This is a genomic window from Pseudomonas syringae KCTC 12500, assembly GCF_000507185.2.
In the GTDB taxonomy this organism is placed as follows: Bacteria; Pseudomonadota; Gammaproteobacteria; order Pseudomonadales; family Pseudomonadaceae; genus Aquipseudomonas; species Aquipseudomonas syringae.
Window position 1 is genome coordinate 5,773,734 of the sequence record NZ_AYTM02000002.1, and the last position, 18,504, is coordinate 5,792,237.

20 protein-coding genes are annotated in these 18,504 nt (G+C 58.0%); 2 read left to right on the plus strand and 18 right to left on the minus strand.

Annotated elements, in window-relative coordinates; translation table 11 throughout:
- Positions 1-2: 2 nt before the first annotated feature.
- Positions 3-1,247, minus strand: coding sequence for an SGNH/GDSL hydrolase family protein (locus tag V476_RS25125; protein ID WP_024960995.1), 1,245 nt, complete (start codon positions 1,245-1,247; stop codon positions 3-5).
- The gene (locus tag V476_RS25130) at positions 1,244-1,462 is read right to left on the minus strand and encodes a hypothetical protein (RefSeq protein ID WP_235810974.1); all 219 of its coding nucleotides are present in this window, start codon (positions 1,460-1,462) and stop codon (positions 1,244-1,246) included. Before V476_RS25130 ends, V476_RS25125 begins: the two co-directional genes overlap by 4 nt.
- 382 nt (positions 1,463-1,844) lie before the next feature.
- Here V476_RS25130 and V476_RS25135 point away from each other — a divergent pair, with 382 nt between their 5' ends.
- Complete coding sequence (locus V476_RS25135; protein ID WP_024960997.1) at positions 1,845-2,438, plus strand: hypothetical protein; 594 nt, start codon at positions 1,845-1,847, stop codon at positions 2,436-2,438.
- A gap of 300 nt (positions 2,439-2,738) precedes the next feature.
- On the opposite strand, the gene V476_RS25140 is transcribed toward V476_RS25135, so the two are convergent.
- The 9 genes from V476_RS25140 to V476_RS25180 form a co-directional block, all read right to left on the minus strand.
- The gene (locus tag V476_RS25140; RefSeq protein WP_010439676.1) at positions 2,739-2,951 is read right to left on the minus strand and encodes a hypothetical protein; all 213 of its coding nucleotides are present in this window, start codon (positions 2,949-2,951) and stop codon (positions 2,739-2,741) included.
- 26 nt (positions 2,952-2,977) lie between these two features.
- Complete coding sequence (locus tag V476_RS25145; protein ID WP_032629577.1) at positions 2,978-3,490, minus strand: DUF2514 domain-containing protein; 513 nt, start codon at positions 3,488-3,490, stop codon at positions 2,978-2,980.
- On the minus strand, positions 3,487-4,020 hold the full coding sequence (locus V476_RS25150; protein ID WP_024960999.1) for a glycoside hydrolase family 19 protein: 534 nt from the start codon (positions 4,018-4,020) through the stop codon (positions 3,487-3,489). Before V476_RS25150 ends, V476_RS25145 begins: the two co-directional genes overlap by 4 nt.
- 64 nt (positions 4,021-4,084) lie before the next feature.
- Positions 4,085-5,422 carry a tail fiber domain-containing protein gene (locus V476_RS25155; protein ID WP_024961000.1) on the minus strand — a complete coding sequence of 446 codons (1,338 nt, stop codon included), beginning with the start codon at positions 5,420-5,422 and terminating at the stop codon, positions 4,085-4,087.
- Between the two features lie 25 nt (positions 5,423-5,447).
- Entirely contained in the window at positions 5,448-6,128 is a 681-nt protein-coding gene (locus V476_RS25160; RefSeq protein ID WP_024961001.1) for a hypothetical protein, read from the minus strand.
- A complete protein-coding gene (locus tag V476_RS29015; protein WP_024961002.1) occupies positions 6,128-6,436 on the minus strand; it encodes a hypothetical protein in 309 nt (102 codons plus the stop codon). Before V476_RS29015 ends, V476_RS25160 begins: the two co-directional genes overlap by 1 nt.
- Before the next feature lie 8 nt (positions 6,437-6,444).
- A complete protein-coding gene (locus V476_RS25170) occupies positions 6,445-10,167 on the minus strand; it encodes a TipJ family phage tail tip protein (protein WP_024961003.1) in 3,723 nt (1,240 codons plus the stop codon).
- 57 nt (positions 10,168-10,224) lie between these two features.
- Positions 10,225-10,818 carry a tail assembly protein gene (locus V476_RS25175; RefSeq protein ID WP_024961004.1) on the minus strand — a complete coding sequence of 198 codons (594 nt, stop codon included), beginning with the start codon at positions 10,816-10,818 and terminating at the stop codon, positions 10,225-10,227.
- Between the two features lie 55 nt (positions 10,819-10,873).
- A complete protein-coding gene (locus V476_RS25180; protein ID WP_024961005.1) occupies positions 10,874-11,296 on the minus strand; it encodes a hypothetical protein in 423 nt (140 codons plus the stop codon).
- A gap of 139 nt (positions 11,297-11,435) precedes the next feature.
- On the opposite strand from V476_RS25180, the gene V476_RS25185 reads away from it, so the two are divergent.
- Positions 11,436-11,738 carry a hypothetical protein gene (locus V476_RS25185; RefSeq protein ID WP_024961006.1) on the plus strand — a complete coding sequence of 101 codons (303 nt, stop codon included), beginning with the start codon at positions 11,436-11,438 and terminating at the stop codon, positions 11,736-11,738.
- 30 nt (positions 11,739-11,768) lie between these two features.
- On the opposite strand, the gene V476_RS25190 is transcribed toward V476_RS25185, so the two are convergent.
- The 7 genes from V476_RS25190 to V476_RS25220 form a co-directional block, all read right to left on the minus strand.
- A complete protein-coding gene (locus V476_RS25190; RefSeq protein WP_024961007.1) occupies positions 11,769-12,533 on the minus strand; it encodes a C40 family peptidase in 765 nt (254 codons plus the stop codon).
- A 2-nt stretch (positions 12,534-12,535) separates the two neighbouring features.
- Positions 12,536-13,285, minus strand: coding sequence for a phage minor tail protein L (locus tag V476_RS25195; RefSeq protein ID WP_024961008.1), 750 nt, complete (start codon positions 13,283-13,285; stop codon positions 12,536-12,538).
- Between the two features lie 9 nt (positions 13,286-13,294).
- A complete protein-coding gene (locus V476_RS25200) occupies positions 13,295-13,633 on the minus strand; it encodes a phage tail protein (RefSeq protein ID WP_002553413.1) in 339 nt (112 codons plus the stop codon).
- 2 nt (positions 13,634-13,635) lie between these two features.
- Positions 13,636-17,127, minus strand: coding sequence for a phage tail tape measure protein (locus V476_RS25205; protein ID WP_024961009.1), 3,492 nt, complete (start codon positions 17,125-17,127; stop codon positions 13,636-13,638).
- A 10-nt stretch (positions 17,128-17,137) separates the two neighbouring features.
- Entirely contained in the window at positions 17,138-17,386 is a 249-nt protein-coding gene (locus V476_RS25210) for a DUF1799 domain-containing protein (protein WP_024961010.1), read from the minus strand.
- 62 nt (positions 17,387-17,448) lie between these two features.
- Positions 17,449-17,832, minus strand: coding sequence for a phage tail assembly chaperone (locus tag V476_RS25215; RefSeq protein WP_002553410.1), 384 nt, complete (start codon positions 17,830-17,832; stop codon positions 17,449-17,451).
- Between the two features lie 3 nt (positions 17,833-17,835).
- Entirely contained in the window at positions 17,836-18,492 is a 657-nt protein-coding gene (locus tag V476_RS25220; protein ID WP_002553409.1) for a phage tail protein, read from the minus strand.
- Positions 18,493-18,504 lie beyond the last annotated feature (12 nt).

The window sequence follows — 18,504 nt, forward strand, 5'->3', positions numbered from 1 at the left end:
GCCTACACCTTGCGTATCCCGAACTGCGCGACCTTGACCGTCGAGTCCTGCGGCACGCCTGCTGCCAGGTACAGGCCCATACGCGAGGTGATCACGGTTTCACTCAGGTCAATCGTGCCGCGCTGCGTTTCCAACGCCCCGGAAAAGCTGGCCGGCATGGTGAACGGCTCTTGGTACTTGTCCATCGACCGATAGTAGAACGTGGACGCAGCACCGCTGACGGTCTTGGTGATGGTCAATTCAGCCTCCCAAGCCAGAATGCCGCGCGACGAACCTATGATTTCTACCGCCGATACCATTTCGATAACGTCGCCAGCCGCCAGGTTGGTCTGTACCAAGTTGGCCGTGGGTTGCATGTAGATGTAGCCGCCCGCCGCCGCCATGTTGCCACGCAGCTCGATGCACTGCGCCTCACCATAGGCGGCAGGCTCCTTGTACCAACGAGTGGTGATCCCGGCCAGGCCAGAGCCCACAGCCTTGTAGCCGTCCGCCAGCATCGACCCGGCCACGGCATTCACGCCTGCCGGTAGCGCGCCGCCAGTGCCCGCCAGCAAAGGGTTGGCATTGAGGCAGCCGAACGGGCGAATGGCCGAGTAGATGTCGCCGGCGTCCGCGGGCAGCGGGATGCCGGGAAACTCGAAGTTGGCGGTGATGATCGGCACCACCCGCGAACTGATGAACTCGGCACCCAGGAGGTTCGGGTGCAGGCCTTCAACGGTCATTGCCTCGGTGAAGCCGTCCCAGATGTTCACCACCAGCACGAACTGGCTGACGTAGTTCAACACCCAGTCTTTGTAAGCGATCGCATCGGCCAGCGCCTGCCCGGTAAGCGCCCTGTTGCCGAAGCGCGGCGTGCCGGTGCCAACGATTAGGTACTTGCCCGGCGTGTTGAGGAAAGCCATCACGATCTTCATCACGTTGGCTTTGGAGTCCGCCAGCGTCATGCCCGCAGTCGTGCTGTCGTTGGTTCGGGATGGCAGCATCCACAGGTCGGCGGTGGATGAAGTGATGCAGGTCGGCAGGCGAGCCAGGAATTGACCGGTGTGGTCGCCGACCTTGCCCTGATTGTCGACGTAGCTCGGGAACAGGCCGGTGCGCGCCGCGATCCAGGCCGCATAGCCATAGACCTCGGTGCCGAACACCGTCGCCGCGATGGTGTGGCAGTTGCCCGATAAGCTATCGCCGAGCAGGCCCAGACCGCGCCGGATGGGTTGGCGGCGTGGGATGGGATTGACCAGAAGGCTCATGAGTGCACCTCAAAGCTTGCGTCGGCGGCTGGAGCAACACGGATGATCACCGGTGATATGTTGATCTGATACGCACCATCGACGTGAAAGGTATCGCTGGTGATCCAGGTAGTCCCCACCTCAAGCGCCACCGCCACGTTGCCGCGATTGGCAACCTGTGCGAGCGTGACCTTCATGTTGCGGATATGGACTTCTTCTTTTATGACATTTTGCACATCAAACCCCACGATCAATATTGACTATTTGGCCTTAATTTCGCTACAAACAACGATAACTCTCACCTCCAACCTACCGAGCAGGACTCACAAGGCCTGCACTAAATTTATGCGCCCAGGGCGACATGTGAAAATTCCAAAAAAGCAAAAAAACACGCTTTCATCAACGCAAATATATTCCTGACGAAGCTTCTACAAGAAGGCATTGATTTATATGATATTTACATTATTTAAAAATAAATAACCGGACAATTATCAGCCTAAAATATCTAGAAAACCTTAAAACCTCATTTTTTTTCCGATACCAGCTGGCTTATCAGAAAAACCCTACTACTATCCAATCGCCACACAGGGTCCCCCATAACTTAGCGAGTAATCTATTATGAGCAGAGGCAGCAGCGGCGGTAACAATCCGGTAATTATAGGCGCGCTAACATTTTTGTCGGCAGGCTTAAATGCACTGATCGACGGAAAGTCAGAGCATGCGTTAGGTGACGCTAACGCTTCATACGGCGCCATATCCTCATCGACCGACAATTGGGTACGGGCAAATTTCACCCCGGCATTCGGCTATATATTTCAAGATGCCGTAACCGTCCCTGTGAACGCAATGCCTGGATCTAAGGTTGTAAGTTTCGATGACATGCTCGTATGGGACAAGCAGAAGTTCACCGATAGCGCTGATATCGGCTTGTGGATACAGCAGCAGCTTCTACAAAGCCTGCCTACAGACGTTATAGCGCCGCTCGCAGTCAACCTCACTTCGCTTATTTCGACAGTATTTCAAATCGTAGATAACAGCTGGGAGCATCTGAGCAAGTCATATACAATACCTTTCTCAAACGGTACGAAAAACATGGCGTTCGATGTTCTAATGGTTTATTCGTGCGCGACCTCGTCGGATGGCTCAGATACTGTAGGAATTTGCAGGCTATGCGCTGTAGCTTATGAAACCCACGGCTGGAAGAAAGAGTAACCAGCGTCTAGCTTAGCATTAGCAAACAAACAGACTGCGCTGAACTAAAATTCAGCGTTAGATCTGAATTATTGTAAACTTCACTTTTTCTCTAGGAGAGTATTCACCCAAAACTAGCACACCAACTCCAAACTCTTCGTTACCCGATAACACTATAGACTTAAATAACCACTGGACCACCGCTAACATTGTAGGTCGTTTGGTTCGTTTTTATTTCTCCAATTGAACAACTACGTGATTTCGAAAGTTCCAAGTCACAGCAAATTAGGTTGCTGCGAGGAACCTGACTGACCAGAAGGCTCATCGCGTCACCTCGAAGACAGCGCCACCATTTGGTGTAATGCGTGTCGAAGAATTGCCGAGCTGCAGCAGGTAGCCGCCGTCTTTGGTAAAGGTGTCAGTCACCACCCAGCTACCGCCGGCCTGCTTTTCGACGGTCACGCTACCGCCGTTCGCCTTGACGATAAGCATCGTCTGGCCCATGTATTTTTGAATCAGCTGGGTATTTGCCATTTTATTGTTCCGTTACTCGGAGGTAATCAGGGCTTTGGGAGCGCATCAACAAAGCGGTTACACGCCAGGCCGGCTATTCGGGCTGAGTCAGCGTATTTAGCGAGCTCTCCCGCTCGCGCGTCAGACCTGCTGAGCAGCTCGGAGAGCACCATGGCGGCGCGGCTGGCTGCCTTGCCTCGTTCGGCAGCGCCGGTATTGCCGGGGGCGCAACTGGTTGCGGCTGCCAGCTTTCCGGCTTCGACGCGCAACCGGTCGCCAGCAGCGTCAGCGACAGCAGCATCAGTGAGCGCAGCGGTCTGTTCTTGTCTCGCATCGTTTGCCACCTGGTTGGCCGCTTTCTGGCGGCGTTGCTCTTCGGTTCGGTACTCGGTGGTCGTGGTGGCCACCGCTTCGGATTGGGCGCTGACTTCCTCGGCCCACTTCGCCTTCCAGGCCAGATCGGTGACGGACACGCCGTGCAGGTATGCCCCGTACAGCGCGCCCACCAGAGCCAGCAGGATCAGCAGCAGGCCGACTGCCTTCCACGGCAGGGCCTTCACGCCACCACCTCAAGCGCACGAGCGTAAAGCGCCTGCCGATCTGCCAAGCCGTTCGTGCCGCCGTTGATACGACGGGTGATGGTCAAGAAGTCGCCCTTGTCGGCCAGCGAGTTCAGCGCGGCCCGATGCCAGAACCACCCCGCCGACATCGCGGCGTACTGCGCCAGCTCGAGCAATTCTGGATGGTTGATCAGATCCAGGCCCAGCGCTTCGGCGCACTCGGCATAGTTCGCCCGCCCAGTGATCTGGATCAGGCCGCGCCCACGGTATTTGGAGCCATCGCCCGGCACGGTATTGCCCAGGTCTTTGCGCCCCTCGTACCCCAACTGTTGCGGAGTCGGCCCCCAAATCTCGCGGACGTAGCGCAGTTGGCCGGACTCATGACCGACCTGGGCGATGAAGGCCGCGATGCGCAGCGGCGTCACGATCTGGTACTTGCTCATCGCCGTATTGAGGACGGGTGCAAAAACGCCGGCTTTCTGGCCGGCGTTCGGGAGGATCTGCAGTAGTTGCTTCGCGGTGATCGGCATCGGTGTTTCTCCAGGCAAAAAAATACCCGCTCGATGGCGGGGTGCGGGTGCTGCTGTTCTGGTGTTATGCGGCGGCAGGTTCTGGGGCTGGTTGAATCGATGCCTTGAGCGCCGCCAGTTCGGCACGCAGCTCTACCGATTCGGAGTGCAGCTCTTTGACTGCGCCCATCAGATCGGTGATCAAGGCCATTGGGTCCAACTGTTGAATGCGCGCGTTGCCGCTTTCGTCGACGCCGTCCTTCTCGCCGGTCACGGCCAGGGGATTTACCGCCTGCGCCTCATGTGCAATCAGGCCTTGATAGGTGGTGCCATCGCCACGAAACACTGCGCCGAACACCTTGCGCTGGTAGGTGACGATTCTGTAAGCGTTGATGCGATCGCGGTACGAAGGCACTTTCGCATCGGCGATGTACTTCTTGAACCGGTAGTCAGACCCGAACAAGGTCATGGTCCCGACGTAGGTGTTGTCGATCCACACGTCAACGTTCGAGCCGGTCCAGTTGTAGTTGTAAACCGTTCCGCCACGCCCAGCGCTCAGACCCGCCCGGCACCAAGTGCCCGCCGATGCCAGCCGCCCCGTGACTTCATAAGCCCCCTGCAAGGTCAATATTCCTGCAGCTGAGTTTATAAGCCTGACGTCGAAGTCGGCGGCTGTTTTGCCGTAATGGAAGTCGATGTAAGGACTGGTGTTGCTGAGTTCAAGCCCGGCAAAGGTCGGGGCTGAATCTGGCCCTACGCCCAATGAATTCCGTGCTGTTGCCTGAGAGTTACCCCCGGTTCCGCCTGATGCGATACCGATTGGGGCAGCAGTTACAGACAACGACGGCACACTTAGCAACCCGTCGTAGCTGTAGCTCATGCTTGGCCCGGTTGCAGTATTGGCCCCGTTGACGGAGCGCCAAGTAAACCCGCCGCTACCGCCACCACGGTTAACAATAAAGTGCCCCTCGCCGTTGCCAGAGGCGTTCCAGCCCATATACAAGCCTTGGACATTGTAAATGGCGCTTGCCTGTTGTACCCCGACCTCAGAGAAAAGTGCCCGCCCGTCAATGCGGCCTGTGCCTCCTTTCGCCAGTGGCAGCATGTCGTAGTTGCCGGTGCTGCCCAGCGCCGCAAGTGTATTACCCCAGCGCTGGTTTACCGCATTGAACGCATCTGTCAGCGCCTTTGGGTAACCCTGGACTGGCTCAATGGAATATGCAGCGCCACTAACGGTTGCGCCCGTGTAGGCCGGGATAATCGCCAGCACGGTTTCGCTGATGATGTTGAATACCTCGTAACGGCGGCCGTCAGGCCCATTGAAACCATCGCCGATCCTTGAGGCCGTGAACGTTGTGCCGGTGCCGGTTACAGTCGTGGAATTTTGGGTGACGGCTACTGTGCCGTTTCTCGACCAAGGCATATGATTTACTCACTTAAATAGTTTGTCAGACATTCATCTTTGCGAAGACTGCCGGTAAAAAGAATGCTGTCGGGTTGGCCGCTGCTATAGTTATTGCGTATAGCTTTTTATTCGGGAAATCCCACCAACAGTAAAGCGCCCTTGATATGGCACTACCTGAGTTCAAACCCATGCCGAACGAGTTGATGAGCAGATATTCGTTTTCGGGAAAGTTGAATGGCACTGAGTAGTAACAACGAACCAGATTTTGCGATGAATAATCAAATCGCTCGTAGGTCCAATTTTGAAACGCGCGAGTAAAGTTTGCGCTCGGCGTTCCTGAATCGAATAGTAGCTTGTTGCTTGCGTCCCAAATCCGGAACCCGAAGGAGGCAACAGGCTGCGCGCCAAATTGGGCAACAAAGTAGCGCCCGTTCGGCTGCGCTGTGTTGACGTCATATGCCCGAACATAGAAACCCGTCCAATTGCCAGCAGAACCTATAAGTCGCATAGCGCAAAGACCTGCCACAGCGTTGACCGTATCGGGCCTGACAAACACCAGAGGAGGCTCTTGAGATGTAACAACTGTCGGGAAATACGTGGTGGAACCCAGTCCGTTTTCTTCTGTAGGCTGAAATCGGCCCGCCGCTATAACCATAAGACGGGCGTATTCAGAGTCGAGAACTACTACGTTACTATTATTTGAAAACTGAATACCGTAGGACATCAAGAAAACCTCATAACAAGAAGTCTCATTGTTCCGCCTGACACTGTGCTTGAACTGTAGGTCCGGGTGTGGTTGTAAACACGCGCAACTCCATCAAGCAATTCAGTTTCGTGCTGCCTCTGATTTGAGTAATAAGCACCCACTGGAATTACAATCGCGACCCCGTTACCCGGCCCGACTCCCGGCACAGCAAAGTCTTGGCTGGTCTTTGTGGTGCCGGAGAATGTGACAAGCGTCGACAGCGCAACACGAATCGTGAATGAATTTTCGTCAAGCTGAAGGGCGCCATCAGCGCCCCATACCCTTATCCCGTAGCTCATACGCTCAAGTTCCCCCACTGATAGCGAATCTGGCCTTTCTCATCAAATACTTTGCCGCCCGCGCTATTTACAGTTTGTCGGCCTCCGCCGCCGAGTGCGCTGTTGTACTCGAATTCACCAGTCACAAAGTTAATCTTCAAGCCTCTCTGGCCAGCGACGTAGTCACTGGATTGAAGGCTCTGCGTAAGCTTGGCAACCCCGATAGAGGCGTCCTCAATAAATGCCGAACGGATAAATGTCTGCCCGCCAGTAATGCCGAAAAACGACTGCGGCGATTGCGAGCTGGTATTCATCACCAAGAACGTGTCGGCCCTCACTACGAACTGCGAGGTCGTGCCTGCCGCCCCGCTTTCAAGTCCAAGACCGAACCCGGCCGCGTACGGGATGTTGTTTTGCGTGAGCTCCATTTTCACCGACCAGATTCCGGCCAGCTTGTTGTTGGTGGTGGCCAGGGCGCTGGTTGTCTGCTGAACCGCAACTGTCGCGTCGTTTGCCTTGGCCTGCGCCGTCTCAATCCGGGTAGACAACGCACCGTCAGCGTTAGACCTCGTGAGCGCTTCGGACTGAATGGCCGCCTGAACCGTCGTCTGGTTTGTGGTTACCGTGGCAGTCAGGTTGGTTATCTGCTGCGCAGTCGCCTCCCTGTCCGTGGCTTGCGCTGTTTCAACGATGCTGATCTTTGCGTCGTTGCCCGCCACCCGAGCATCAAGCAAGGTGGTGCGCTGAGCCTGCGCAAAGTCATTTTCTGTCCGTACCCTCACCTCCTGCGCGTAGTTGGCTGTGTCTTCCCAAGCTTTCAGCGCCGCGGCCATTTCACCCTCGACGTTGTCGTCTCTCGTCGACGCCTGCAGAGCATTCAGTTGAGTGGCGGTCGCCGTGGTCTTGCCGTCAACCTTCGAGATATCGACGGCGTTCTTGCTGACCTGCGCGGCCTGGGCATTGGCCGACCGGATCGACTGGCCGGTGTTGACCCAGTACAGCGGGTTCGGTGGGCCGTTTGACCCGTCGGCCTTGGCAGGGACTGGATCAATGGCCGTCCAGAGGTTATCGCCCACGCGCACGGTGTTGTCGCGCACATAGGCATCGGTCGGCACATAGACCAGCGCGTCGGTGATTTCGCCGATATTGGCTTTGAGCTCTTCCAGGCGCTCGTTAACGGAACCAGGTCCGTCGCCGTCGATGAGGTCGAGCCTGCCAAGCAAGTGTTCACCGAACTGGCTTTCGGTCAGCTGCTTGTCCAGCAGATCCAGAACAGGGCTTGCATCGCTGCTGGTCTGCCCCATGACGCCCACGCCGGTCGGATACCACGGCCCCACGTTGCCGGTCCGATCCACCAGGCGCGCCCAGAAGAAGAACGTCACGCCCGCCTTCAACGACTGCATGACGTGTTCCGACTGCGGGTAGGCCAGGTCGCTGAGCTTCGTGGCCTTGGCCAGGTCTGTCGTCGGCCCGTACCAGATTTCCGTGCGCTGCGTGTCCTCCGCACCAGGTGGGAAAGTCCACTTGAGCGCGATCCCAAATATCAGCGAGGTGGCTGTCAGTGAGGTTACGGCAGGCGGCAGGCCCTCTTTACCCTTGAGCTGGGTCAGGATCGAATTCCGCCAGCTCGACGAGATGTCATAGGCGCTGACGGCACGTACGCGGGCGAGATAGGCACCGGCATAGATGCCAGTGATGTCGACGCTGGTGGAGCCGGTACGCTGCACCTTGATCCAGTTGCCGCTGTCCTTGCGCCACTCGACATCATAAGCCACCGCGCCGGCCACGGCGGGCCAGCTGATGGTCATCGTTGTAACGGCCAGGCCTTGCGCGATCGCCGTCGTCGAAGTCAGCGAAACGCTGGCAGGCGATGGAACAACGGTGATCGGAATGACGCTGATGGGACGCTCTTCCAGCCGTGCACCGGTGTCGATGTAGGCAAACTTGCTCGGCTCGTACTGAAGAGCGGTAATTGCGTACTCGCCTTCCGCACTGCGCTTGACGCTCAGCACCCGGTACAGAGGGATAGCCAAGTCGTCGGCGTCCAGCGCCCACTGCAACTGTGTGGTAGGCGTCTCGCTGTAAGCGACGGTGACGGTAATCGCCCGGCCTGCTACGGACTGCACGGTACGGCCTTCAGCCTGACCGCTGGGCAAGTTCACAATCAAACGGTCGCCAGCCTTGGCCAGTGTATCGCGATCGAGCGTCACTACTCTTCCAGCAGCACCAGCAATGCGTCCGCCGATCTCCCGGCCAGCCAGCAGTGAATCAGCGACCGGTATGATGTATCCCGGCAGCGGGATCGCGCCCTCCATGCCGGTACTGAAGCTGACGGTGCGGTCTTGGTTGTTGCTCATCACGACCCACTTACCCCGGCGCTGCCCCTCAGAAGCACGTGTGCATCCGATGGCTGTCAGCTCAGTCGGCTTGTCACCGAAGCGGCGCTGCAGCACAGGGTCGGCGAACGGGATGACGTCGGTGTCGTAGTTGTTGTCCGGGTTGTCGTAACCAACGATTGCCCGGGTGTAGCGCGTCTTCGCCGAGGCGCTGCCATAAGTGAATTTGCCGTCGATGACGTTGGCGCGAGTGAAGACGTAATCGAAGTCCTGGCTCCGCGGCATATCGGCTTGCGCAACGAGCTGGCCCTGGGCCCAGTAGGTCATGCCTCGATAAATGCCGGAGATATCGCGCAGCAGCGACCAGGCATTGGCCTTGCCCTGCAGGTTCATATCGCACAGGAAGCGAGGCTCTACGCTGCCGGCTCCGTTCGGGACATCCTGATCGCAGTACTGCGCGATGCGATACAGCTCCCACTTGTCGACCATCCACGGCTTGATGCGTTTACCGAGGCCAAACCGGTCTTGAGTGCATACGCCATATGTCACCCAGGCAGGGTTGTTGGTCCATGCCTCTTTCATGGAGCCGTCCCACACGCCCGAATAAGTGCGACTGAACGGATCGTAATTGCTCGGCACCTGCCATTTCCGCGCCTTGCACTTGACCGTTACCGCGGGAATGTTGGTGAACTGCTCGGCGTCGAACTCGATGTAGAGCAGCGCCGTATTCGGGTAGCGCAGCTTTGCGTCGATGACCTCTGTGAGCCCGGCCACCAGCATGGTGTCGGCGATCTTGTTGGTGTTTTGGTTGGCGGTCAGACGGCGGACGCGGATCTGCCAGCCTGATGTCGCGGCGGGTAAATCGATGCGGCGCGACCGCTCGTACCGGGTGGTGGTCTTGCCGTCCACGGCCTCGAGCAGCGCCTCCTTGTAGCTGCCTCCGTCAGTGGCCACGTCGATAGCGTATTCCATGCGGTAGCCGCCGACATTCCCTTCGTCGTCCTGCTGCTGGAGCGCGGGCCATGCAAGGCGCACGCGCACGGCTGACAACTGCGTGTTGGTGATCGAGCGCACCCACGGAGAGTCGTTGCGCAACTCGACGTTGACTGTCGACTCGTTGTCGATTGACGGAATGCCAGGAATGTACGACTGATCAACTGAACCGGTTCGCCACTCCCACTTCACGTTTTGGAAATTGACGTTGCCGCTTGCATCGTTGATCGGCGTGTTGTCGAGGTAGATGTCGGCAGCCGTAGGCGTGCCTTCAAACTCGCCCTCACCTACGGCGATGAGCAGCTTTGCCAGGTTGGTGGAGCGCAGGCTATCGGAGGCCTCGGTCGGCGACTTCGGACTGCTGCTGCCGCCTTTTTCACCGTGGATATCGATCTTCAGTGCTGCGCCCATGCTTTTCTCCAGGCATAAAAAAACCGCCTCTCGGGCGGCGTGGTCTCGCAAAAGTGGTTACATTTTGTCTTCTGCGTAAATCGAGGCCGAAATGATCGCCCCGCCCCAACGCCTCTCGCCGATGCAGATCGGGACCGGGTTGCCGCTGGCCGTGGTGTTCTTGGCGCTGCCGAATGCGTAGGACGGGGAGTTTTCCGGTGATGCGCTCTGTTTCAGTCCGGAGGCCTGGGGGCTGAGCATCTGGATTACGCCGCCAGCAGCTGAGCCGATACCTGCCGCCAAGAACGCAGGCTGAGAGCCCGGCGCGACGAAAAACGACGCAATGATTAGTGCCACACCCAAAACGGTCTGGAGCACACCGGCTCGCTTGCTGCCATGAATAACGGGCACTACACGCACCTCACGTGATCCGCCTAGGCCAAAGCCGTCCTCTCCGACGTTCTTACCGTTACGGAATATCGCGAAGCGCATGCCCAGTCGGTCAAGGCGTCGGATCTCGTCAGCGAAACCCTCAAGCGTTGCCTTCAATGCCTTGAAGACTTCCCAGGTCTGTCCTGAGTCAATCTGTCTGCGATGAACTCGGCCGAACTTGCGGGCGAGCGATCCTGATAGCTTGATCGTGCTCATGGGTGAGTAGTGAATGGCTGCCATGTGTTTCTCCGGGCAATAAAAAACCGCCCGGAGGCGGCCTTTTGAAAAGATTGACTCATTGGTATTCGACGTAGGGGCCAATATAAAAACCACCCATATCACCAGTAATCCTGTAAATGCTCTCATGCCCGTTCTGCACGTTCGCAGATATAGTCCTGACAGCTGCGCCTGCGCATAATCCAGACTCCGCAAGACCTACACCAATACTTGGACTACCAGTCTTCAGGTAAAAGCTCGCGCGCTGACCAGTTCCTACCTTGGCGGCCTTGCGACCATCCACGTAGACAACGATATCGCAGCCCGACCCAACCAAGTCCTTGTCTCGAATGACCGTAACTTTCCCGCTATCACCGGCAGGTTTCGTTTGATAAGCATAAAGCTCGTCAGCTGGCACAGGCTCCGCTTGGCCAACGGATATTGGTGCACTAGAACAGCCGGCAAGCAGCGCCAACGACAGAGTCCCTATTAACATTCGCATGATGATCCCTCCATGAGTAAAACCAAAGACTAGCACTGACCTGGTCGCCCATCCAGCGTGGATGGAATGCCAGTGGCGTCAGGACAGTTCGAGTAGTAGCGTCTTGCCTCGCTTGAGGCTAACCCAACGAGACCAACTTATGAACGATCCAAAACAGGCTCTCGATAAAATAGAGGATCTTCTCAGCGCCGCACGCGGGACCGACGATCTGTTTCAGCGTGCCGCGGCCTTCAGTGCGATATCAATCCTTGTGAAGAACTTGGATGACTATTTCAAAGAGCGTGCCCCATACGCTGGTGAAAATATTGAGCGTCTGCGCGCTCACGCATCGTCAATGCTCGGATACGACGTGACGCTTGGCCACAGCACAGAGCAGCATCACGTATGGGCTCTATCTGCAATTTCGGCGCTGAGCGAAGCTCTCGACAAGCTCGGTAGATAAAGGACTTTCCCGGTCACTGGCCCTGCCGCATCACGTGGTCGATGATGCTTCTTTGTGCCTGAGAATCAGACGAATCCTGTCCAGCCACGGGCCGCCGAAGACGATTATCTCGCTGTTCCTGCCGTACAGGTGGTGTAGCAGGAAAGGACCGGGGCCGAATACCCCGCTTTCTTCACCGGTCAGCGAAGCGTCCGCGCCGAGATAGATGCCGGCGTGGTTCGGGTGCTTGGTCCGCCCTACCTCCATAACGATCATGTCGCCGCGCTGCAGCTGATCAACCCTGACGAACCCGGCCTCCTCGTAATTGGTTTCATACAGGCTTTCCGCATCCGCACTTTCCCACCATCCGTCTGTGCGCTCGAATGCTTCGAACTCCAGGCCGAACTCGCACTTGTACCAATCGGCGCAGACCTGCCAGCAGTCCCAGGCGCCGTGCACGAACGGGCGTTTCAGAAGCGGCGTGTTGCCAGTCGGCACGATGGTGCGCAGGTCGCCCTCGGGCCAGCTGAGGATATGCCAGGGCAGTTCCGTAGCTTCGCACATCGCCAGGTCACGAGGTGACGGCCTGCTGGTCGCGTCGGGGTGCGAGTGGACAACTCCGATGATGGCGCCCAGTTCTTCCGCCGCTGCGTAATTCTCGGGGCTGATGCGGAACTCTTCGTTTGGATCGGTCGCCGAGTTGGAGCAAGGAAAGTACTGCTGCTTTCGCCCCACGCTCAGGAGCAACCCGCAGCACTCGCGCGGGTACTCAGCCGCCGCATGCGCCTGCACGTCCGCCAGGATGTATTTCAGCATGGTCAGCTCCGCGCGATCAGGGATACGGCGGGGAAACCGCCAAAGGGTACTTCGTTGCCAGCCCCGAAGCGCGGCGTGCAGCCGCGCGTCAACGTAGCATCGCAGACATCAAGTTCAGGGTTATCGGTGGGCTGCCCGTCCTTGTCGACGTATGGCCCGGTGTAGCCGCAGTTCGGCCCGCGGTATCCACCAGTGAGGCACCAGTGACAAAGCGTGGTCATCTGCCGGCCAATCGATTCGCCGCCGACGTCGCCCGGGCTGGCCAGCTCCCAACTGACCGTTTCACCGTCCTCATTAGTTTTCTGATCGAGATACCAGACCTCGATAGATTCTTGAGTCGGATCAGCGTCGGGGTTGCCGCCAGGGAAGTTCTCGGCGTCCAGATACCTGCCGAGCGTATGCCTCATCGTAAGCTTGAACTCGAGCAGATCCTCGAATGCCAAGCAGAGCGCCGTGATACGTCCGTTGACGTTACCCACCGAAAGCGTTGGCCTAACTGCCGTGCCGTCTCCATTGGCCTCAATGCCGTCAATCTGCATGGGCCAGGCACCGTACTCGTTGCCTTGCCACCAGATCGATTTCGCGGGTAACTGGTCAGCTTCAAGGCCGACCGCTATCAGTTCAGCGGGAGTGTGCGGAATGGCATGACCATGGAAGCGCAAAATGTCTGCTCCGTAATCAGAGCCATCAAGCTCAAACAACAATACTTCGCTGCCTGGCTCAAGCGCCTGGATGTCAGCAATCAACGGCATGAGATGTCCTTAAGGGTGGAAGGCCCGGTCGAACGTGGCCGTCAATTTGAATACGTTGCCACCCATTGGGGTGGGCACTGGATTTTTGCAGGTGAACAGCCCCAGCTGGCCGAGCGGCGTGGTCCAGAGGAACGCTTTCGCTCCGGCGTGCTTGTCGAGGAACTCCATGATCTTCAGGACCCTATCCTTCGTGCCCGTGAAGGTGATCGGGTATGAGTCCTCCTTGTTATTCGGCCCGTCGCCGACGTCCTGCTTGTAGCCGTTGCCGAACTGAGAGGTGCGCACCCGATAGGTGATATCGGGCGCGTCTCCGTGCTGGGTTGGCCAGGTAAAGGTTTCAATCGCCATAACTACCTGCCATTTGTGAGCCTCCAGATAGAACCGCCAGGTTGCAGCGCGCGAGCGATTGCAGTCTCGGCCTCGTTTTTTGCCGCCTGCTGAATGCCCTTGCCGAGCTGAGTGGACGCTTCCTGCGTGCTTGAACTGCCCGAGTCGCCAGACGTCTGGACAGATACCGAGACGGGGAAGTTGTAGGTGTTGCTTCCGCTGCTGTCGCCTCCGCCCAGCGCGCGGACGCCGAGCTGGCCACCGGCAGTGCGGGTGAGCGGCATGATCGCTTCGTCACCCGCCTCGCCCATCACCCCCACACCTCCGCCAGCGATACCGAAAGCCGTCGGCTTGCTGACGACGCTATTGGTGAATGCCGCGCCGTTGGCAAACATCTGCACGCCGTTGGACCATGCACCGCCTTTGGCTTGGGCCACTCCTGACCAGCCGCTCAATGCTGAGTTGCTGTAGCCTGCCGCGCTCGCGCCAGCGTTTGATGAGATAGCGCCTGCCGAGCCTGACGCAAGCCCGTTGCCGGTGCCGCCAGTAAAATAGCTGGTGGCAGCACCTACCAGACTGCTCAGCAGCGCTGAGCTTGCTTGACGGGTAGCAATCCTTGCCATGTCGGCCAAGATTGATTTGGTAAAGTCTGAAAACGACCCCTTGCCAGTTATCGCGAAGTTGGCGACCGAATCCTCCATGCTGCTGAACGCACTCGTGAACAGGCTCTTAGTCTGCCCGGCGACGTCCCTGGCCGATTCCAGATAGTTCTGGAAGGCCGATGATGCGCCAGCACTCCAGCTGCCCTGGGCAACGGTCATGTCGTCATAGTTGGCCTGAACCGTGTCGCGCAGATCCTGCTGGTTCTTGTTGAGCGCAGCCAGCTTCAGGTTGTACTCGTCGAGGCTCATCCCCCGAGAGCCATCACCGTATTGGTTGGCCAGCTCGACCTTCTGCTGGTTGGCCCGGTCATCTACGGAGTTCTGCTGGTCCGTCAGCCCACGCTGGCGATCGCCCATGCCAAGCGTTGCAGCAGAGCGCTGCCCCTGTTGGCGCAGCGTTTTGACCTGCTGCTCCAAAGCGCTGGTATAGGCGGAAACAGCTAACCGCTGCTTCTCAAGCCGGCCCTTCTCTGCCGTAGCGAGAACTTCCTGCTCGGTCTCGGCCTTCTTCTGGGCTTCCACCATTGAGGTGCGTGCATCGGCGATCTTCTGGTCAAGCTGGATGCGCTGCTCAGCGCTGGTCGAGGCCTTTCCCTTAGCCGCCTCCAGAGCCGTTATCTCTGCCTCATAAGCCGATGTGACATCGCCCTTTTGCTGCTCGATGATGGCCGCGCGCTGGCTGGCATAGGACTCGGCAGACACCAGTCCAGCTTTCTGCGATGCGTCCAGTTCCTTCTGGATGCCGTCGTAATAGCCGGTGATCGACTTCAGCTGATTTTGCGCAGCGTTGAATGCAGTCGGGTCGATCGCTGTAGCAGGTTTGGCAGGGTCTTTGTTTTTATCCTTGATGTTTTGCAGGGTCTTGGCGACATAGTCAGACTGGACTTTAGGGTCGTCCGGGTTGGCCTTCTTCAGCACCTCAACATCGCGCAGGTAGGCTTTAGTCAGCTTGTCGCGCTTCTCAGCGTTGGTGAGGTTGGAATCACTGATCAGCTTGAGACGCTGCTCGGCAGCAATACCCTCTTTCTGGCGCTGCGCCTCGTTACCCTTGGCGGCTGCGATCGCCGCCTGTGTTTCGCGCTGCTGGGTAAGGAAAGCCAGTTCCTGCTTCGCGGTGCTGAGGCGCTGAGCCGCATCGGTGTCTGTTGGATCGTAATTTAGCTGGCTTTGGGCATAGGCAGCCTTCTGCTGCAGTGCGACTATTTTCTGCGCATCGTCCTGCTCTCTGCCAATGTTCTTTACCGAGTCGAGCGTTGCTTTTGCCGAGTCACCTACAGCCTTCCATCCGCGCTCCCATAGCCCTAGATTCTTTGTAATCTCACCTGAGCGGTCATTGATCGCATCGGCATAGGAATCGGTCAGCAGCTTGGCAGCGCCGATGGTGTCGCCCTGCTCTTTCAGCGCCACGATCTGAGAATAAACGGACGCAGTAAGGAAATTGTACTGGTCGTTCAGATCCTTTGCGGCAGCAACAGGGTCCTTTCCGATTTTGGCAAACTCAGCGACGGTCTTCTCAACTGACTTGTCAGTTGCATCCTCCATTGCCGCAGCGGCATCGGCCACAGTCTTGAAACTGCCGCCGGCAATACTTCCGCTGCTCGCGATCTGTGCGAGGGATGCAGCCGCCTCGCCAATAGTCCCGTTGACCGCCGCCACTTGTCGCGCCATTACCGACAGATTGCCGGAAGTAGTGCCTGCGACGTTGCCGGTCAGAATCAGCGCCTTGCTGAAGTTGTCAGTTTCCTTAGTGCCCTGGCTGTAGCCGTAGATCAACGCACCAATAGCTGCGGCAGCAGCAACCGCGCCACCGACTACAAGACCAAACCCAGCGGTGAGGGGTGGAGTTGCAGAGTTCAGCGCTCCAGCAGCCTCCTTGGCATTCTTCGCAGCGTCAGCGGCCGTGTTTGCACCCTCGGCCATGGCACCCAGGCCCTCACCTGCCGCTTCAGCTCCATCGGCTGCCGCTTTCGCACCAGTACCAACACTCTCGAACGCCTCACCTACCGCACCAACGGTCCCACCAATACCGAGGATGGATTTGATCTTGCTGCCCAGCACATCAAGCGTTGGTCCGATGCCGCCGAACGAATCCTTGATCTGTCCGCCCTGCTGCAGCAAAACCAGCAGCGGGCTTTGCCCCGCGATGATGCTGGTGAAGATGTCGGTAAATTGCTCGGGCAGCTGCTTCAGCGCCTGCTCAGTTTGAGCCGACGTTGAGGTGGTTTTTTTGAGCGTCTCACTGAAATCACCAAGCTTCTGACGGGACGCGTCAATCCGGGTGGAGTACTCCTTGAACGTATCGGCATCGATAAGCCCGGCGTTCTTGTATTTCTGGAGCTGTGCCTGCTGCTCATCAAGTTTGCCGAGCGCTGTAAGCGTCGGGTTGATTTTACCCAGAAGCGCCTGTAGCCCTTCAGCCTCAATGCCAGTAGCGGCCGCTGCCTTCTTCGTCGATTCAGCAAGTTGGTCGGTCGACCCCACCAAGGCATCAGAATCAGCCTGCAGTCGACGCCGAAGCGCTGCCAGGCTGCTGGCAGAAGAGCTTGAGGCGTCCACAGCCGCCGTGTTTCCGGTGACACTGGTTGTCAGGCGCTGGTAGTACTCGCTCGAATCCAGCGAGGCCTTGGCCATCGCTGTGAGGCGAGCGATCGCTTGGTCCGTTGTTTCGTTGAGCTTTCCCTCAGCCGTTGACAGGCCCGATGCTGCTGACGTCGCTTTGTCAAAGCCCGAGGAAACCCCTTCAGCAGCCTTCTCTGCCCGAGCACCAGCGGCGGCCAGTTTGTCCAGATCGGTAGCCGCCTGCGCGGCATCGCCGGAATCAACCTTGATCCCGAGTTCTGCAATGGTCGTCATGAGCGCTCCGTTATTTCGATTCGCTCATCACGAGCAATGCTTCGACTTCCAGCGTGCGGAGGTCGGAAAAGATGCCAGGTAGTTCGTGCCGTTTGATGCCCAGCATGTGTGCAGTGGCGGGGATAACGGAGTAATCAAGTCCAGATGCGCCGCCCGGACCGGTCCGCCACTGAGTGGAGAGCGATTCGAATAGCCGGAATGCCTTCCATGAGTCGGGCCAGACCTCGACCTCCTCAGCAGGCACGTCGTCCAAGGTCATACCGAAAGCGGCAAGTTGCTCCTCCGACGGCCCAGGCTCGTACAGCGCCCGGGCCGCCGCCTTCAGTTTCCCAAGCGTGCTGGGTCGTAGGCCGACTGGTATGCGTCGATGACTGCCTGAGGCGCGCCGACGCAAGTGGTCACAAGTGCGGCCACGGCCTCGCCGGTGAACTTGTCGTCGAAAGACCAGCCGGTCACAACTTCCTTGATCTGCTCGACTTGCAGCGCGATCTCGGACGCAGTCACTTTCTCCCAACTCATGCCATCTTCAACGCTCTTGGCGTTAAGTTCAGCACGCGCCTTATTCCAACGCCCGAACATCTCGGCCAGCTCTGTGCGGTCCATGTATTTGAACTCGAAGTCCACCTTCACCGCGGCTTCGCCGATGCGAGGGATCATCACCGGCGCTTTGAACGTCGGGTTTTGAGCGATCTTGATCTTGGCCATGGGTTACGCCACCACTGCCGAGTAACGGGTTGGACGACCGGCCAGTGACAGGGTCATCACACGGCTCATCAGGTTGTTTCGGCCCAGCGTCGGCGTCGTGGTGATGGACACGTAAGCGTTGTAAACGATGCTGCTGCCGCCCGGCAGGTTCAAACGAAGCACGCGGGCCTGCTTGTCATCATCGGCAGCCTCCACCACAGCCACATAGGGAAGGTCTGGATCATCCGCCACGGTAAACGACATGCTGATCGGGTTTTTGGTGGTTGGCATCTGACGATCATCGTCGTCGGCGAGGAAGCCAAAGGTCAGAAACTGCTGGTCACCGCCACTGGTGTTTACCTCGGTGATCTGGGGCACCTCGACAAAGCTGGTCACCTTGCGCACTGAGCCGGTGCCTGAACCAGCTGGGTATGGCTGCAGATTGGTGGTGTTGATGTTTTCCAGCGCAAACGTACCGCTCAGGCTTTTGGAGACGCGAGTGGCGCGATCATTCAGGCGAGTCCAGCCCGAAGTTACGGCAATGATGTCACCGTCAGCCAGGCCGTGCGCTGCGGCAGTGGCAACAGCCGGATTTGCATTGCTCAGCGCAGTTACCGGGATTGCCGCGCCATATGCGGAGGCGATCTGAAGGGTTGCGCCGTTGGGGAGTCTGAAGCCCATGTTGGTTTTCCT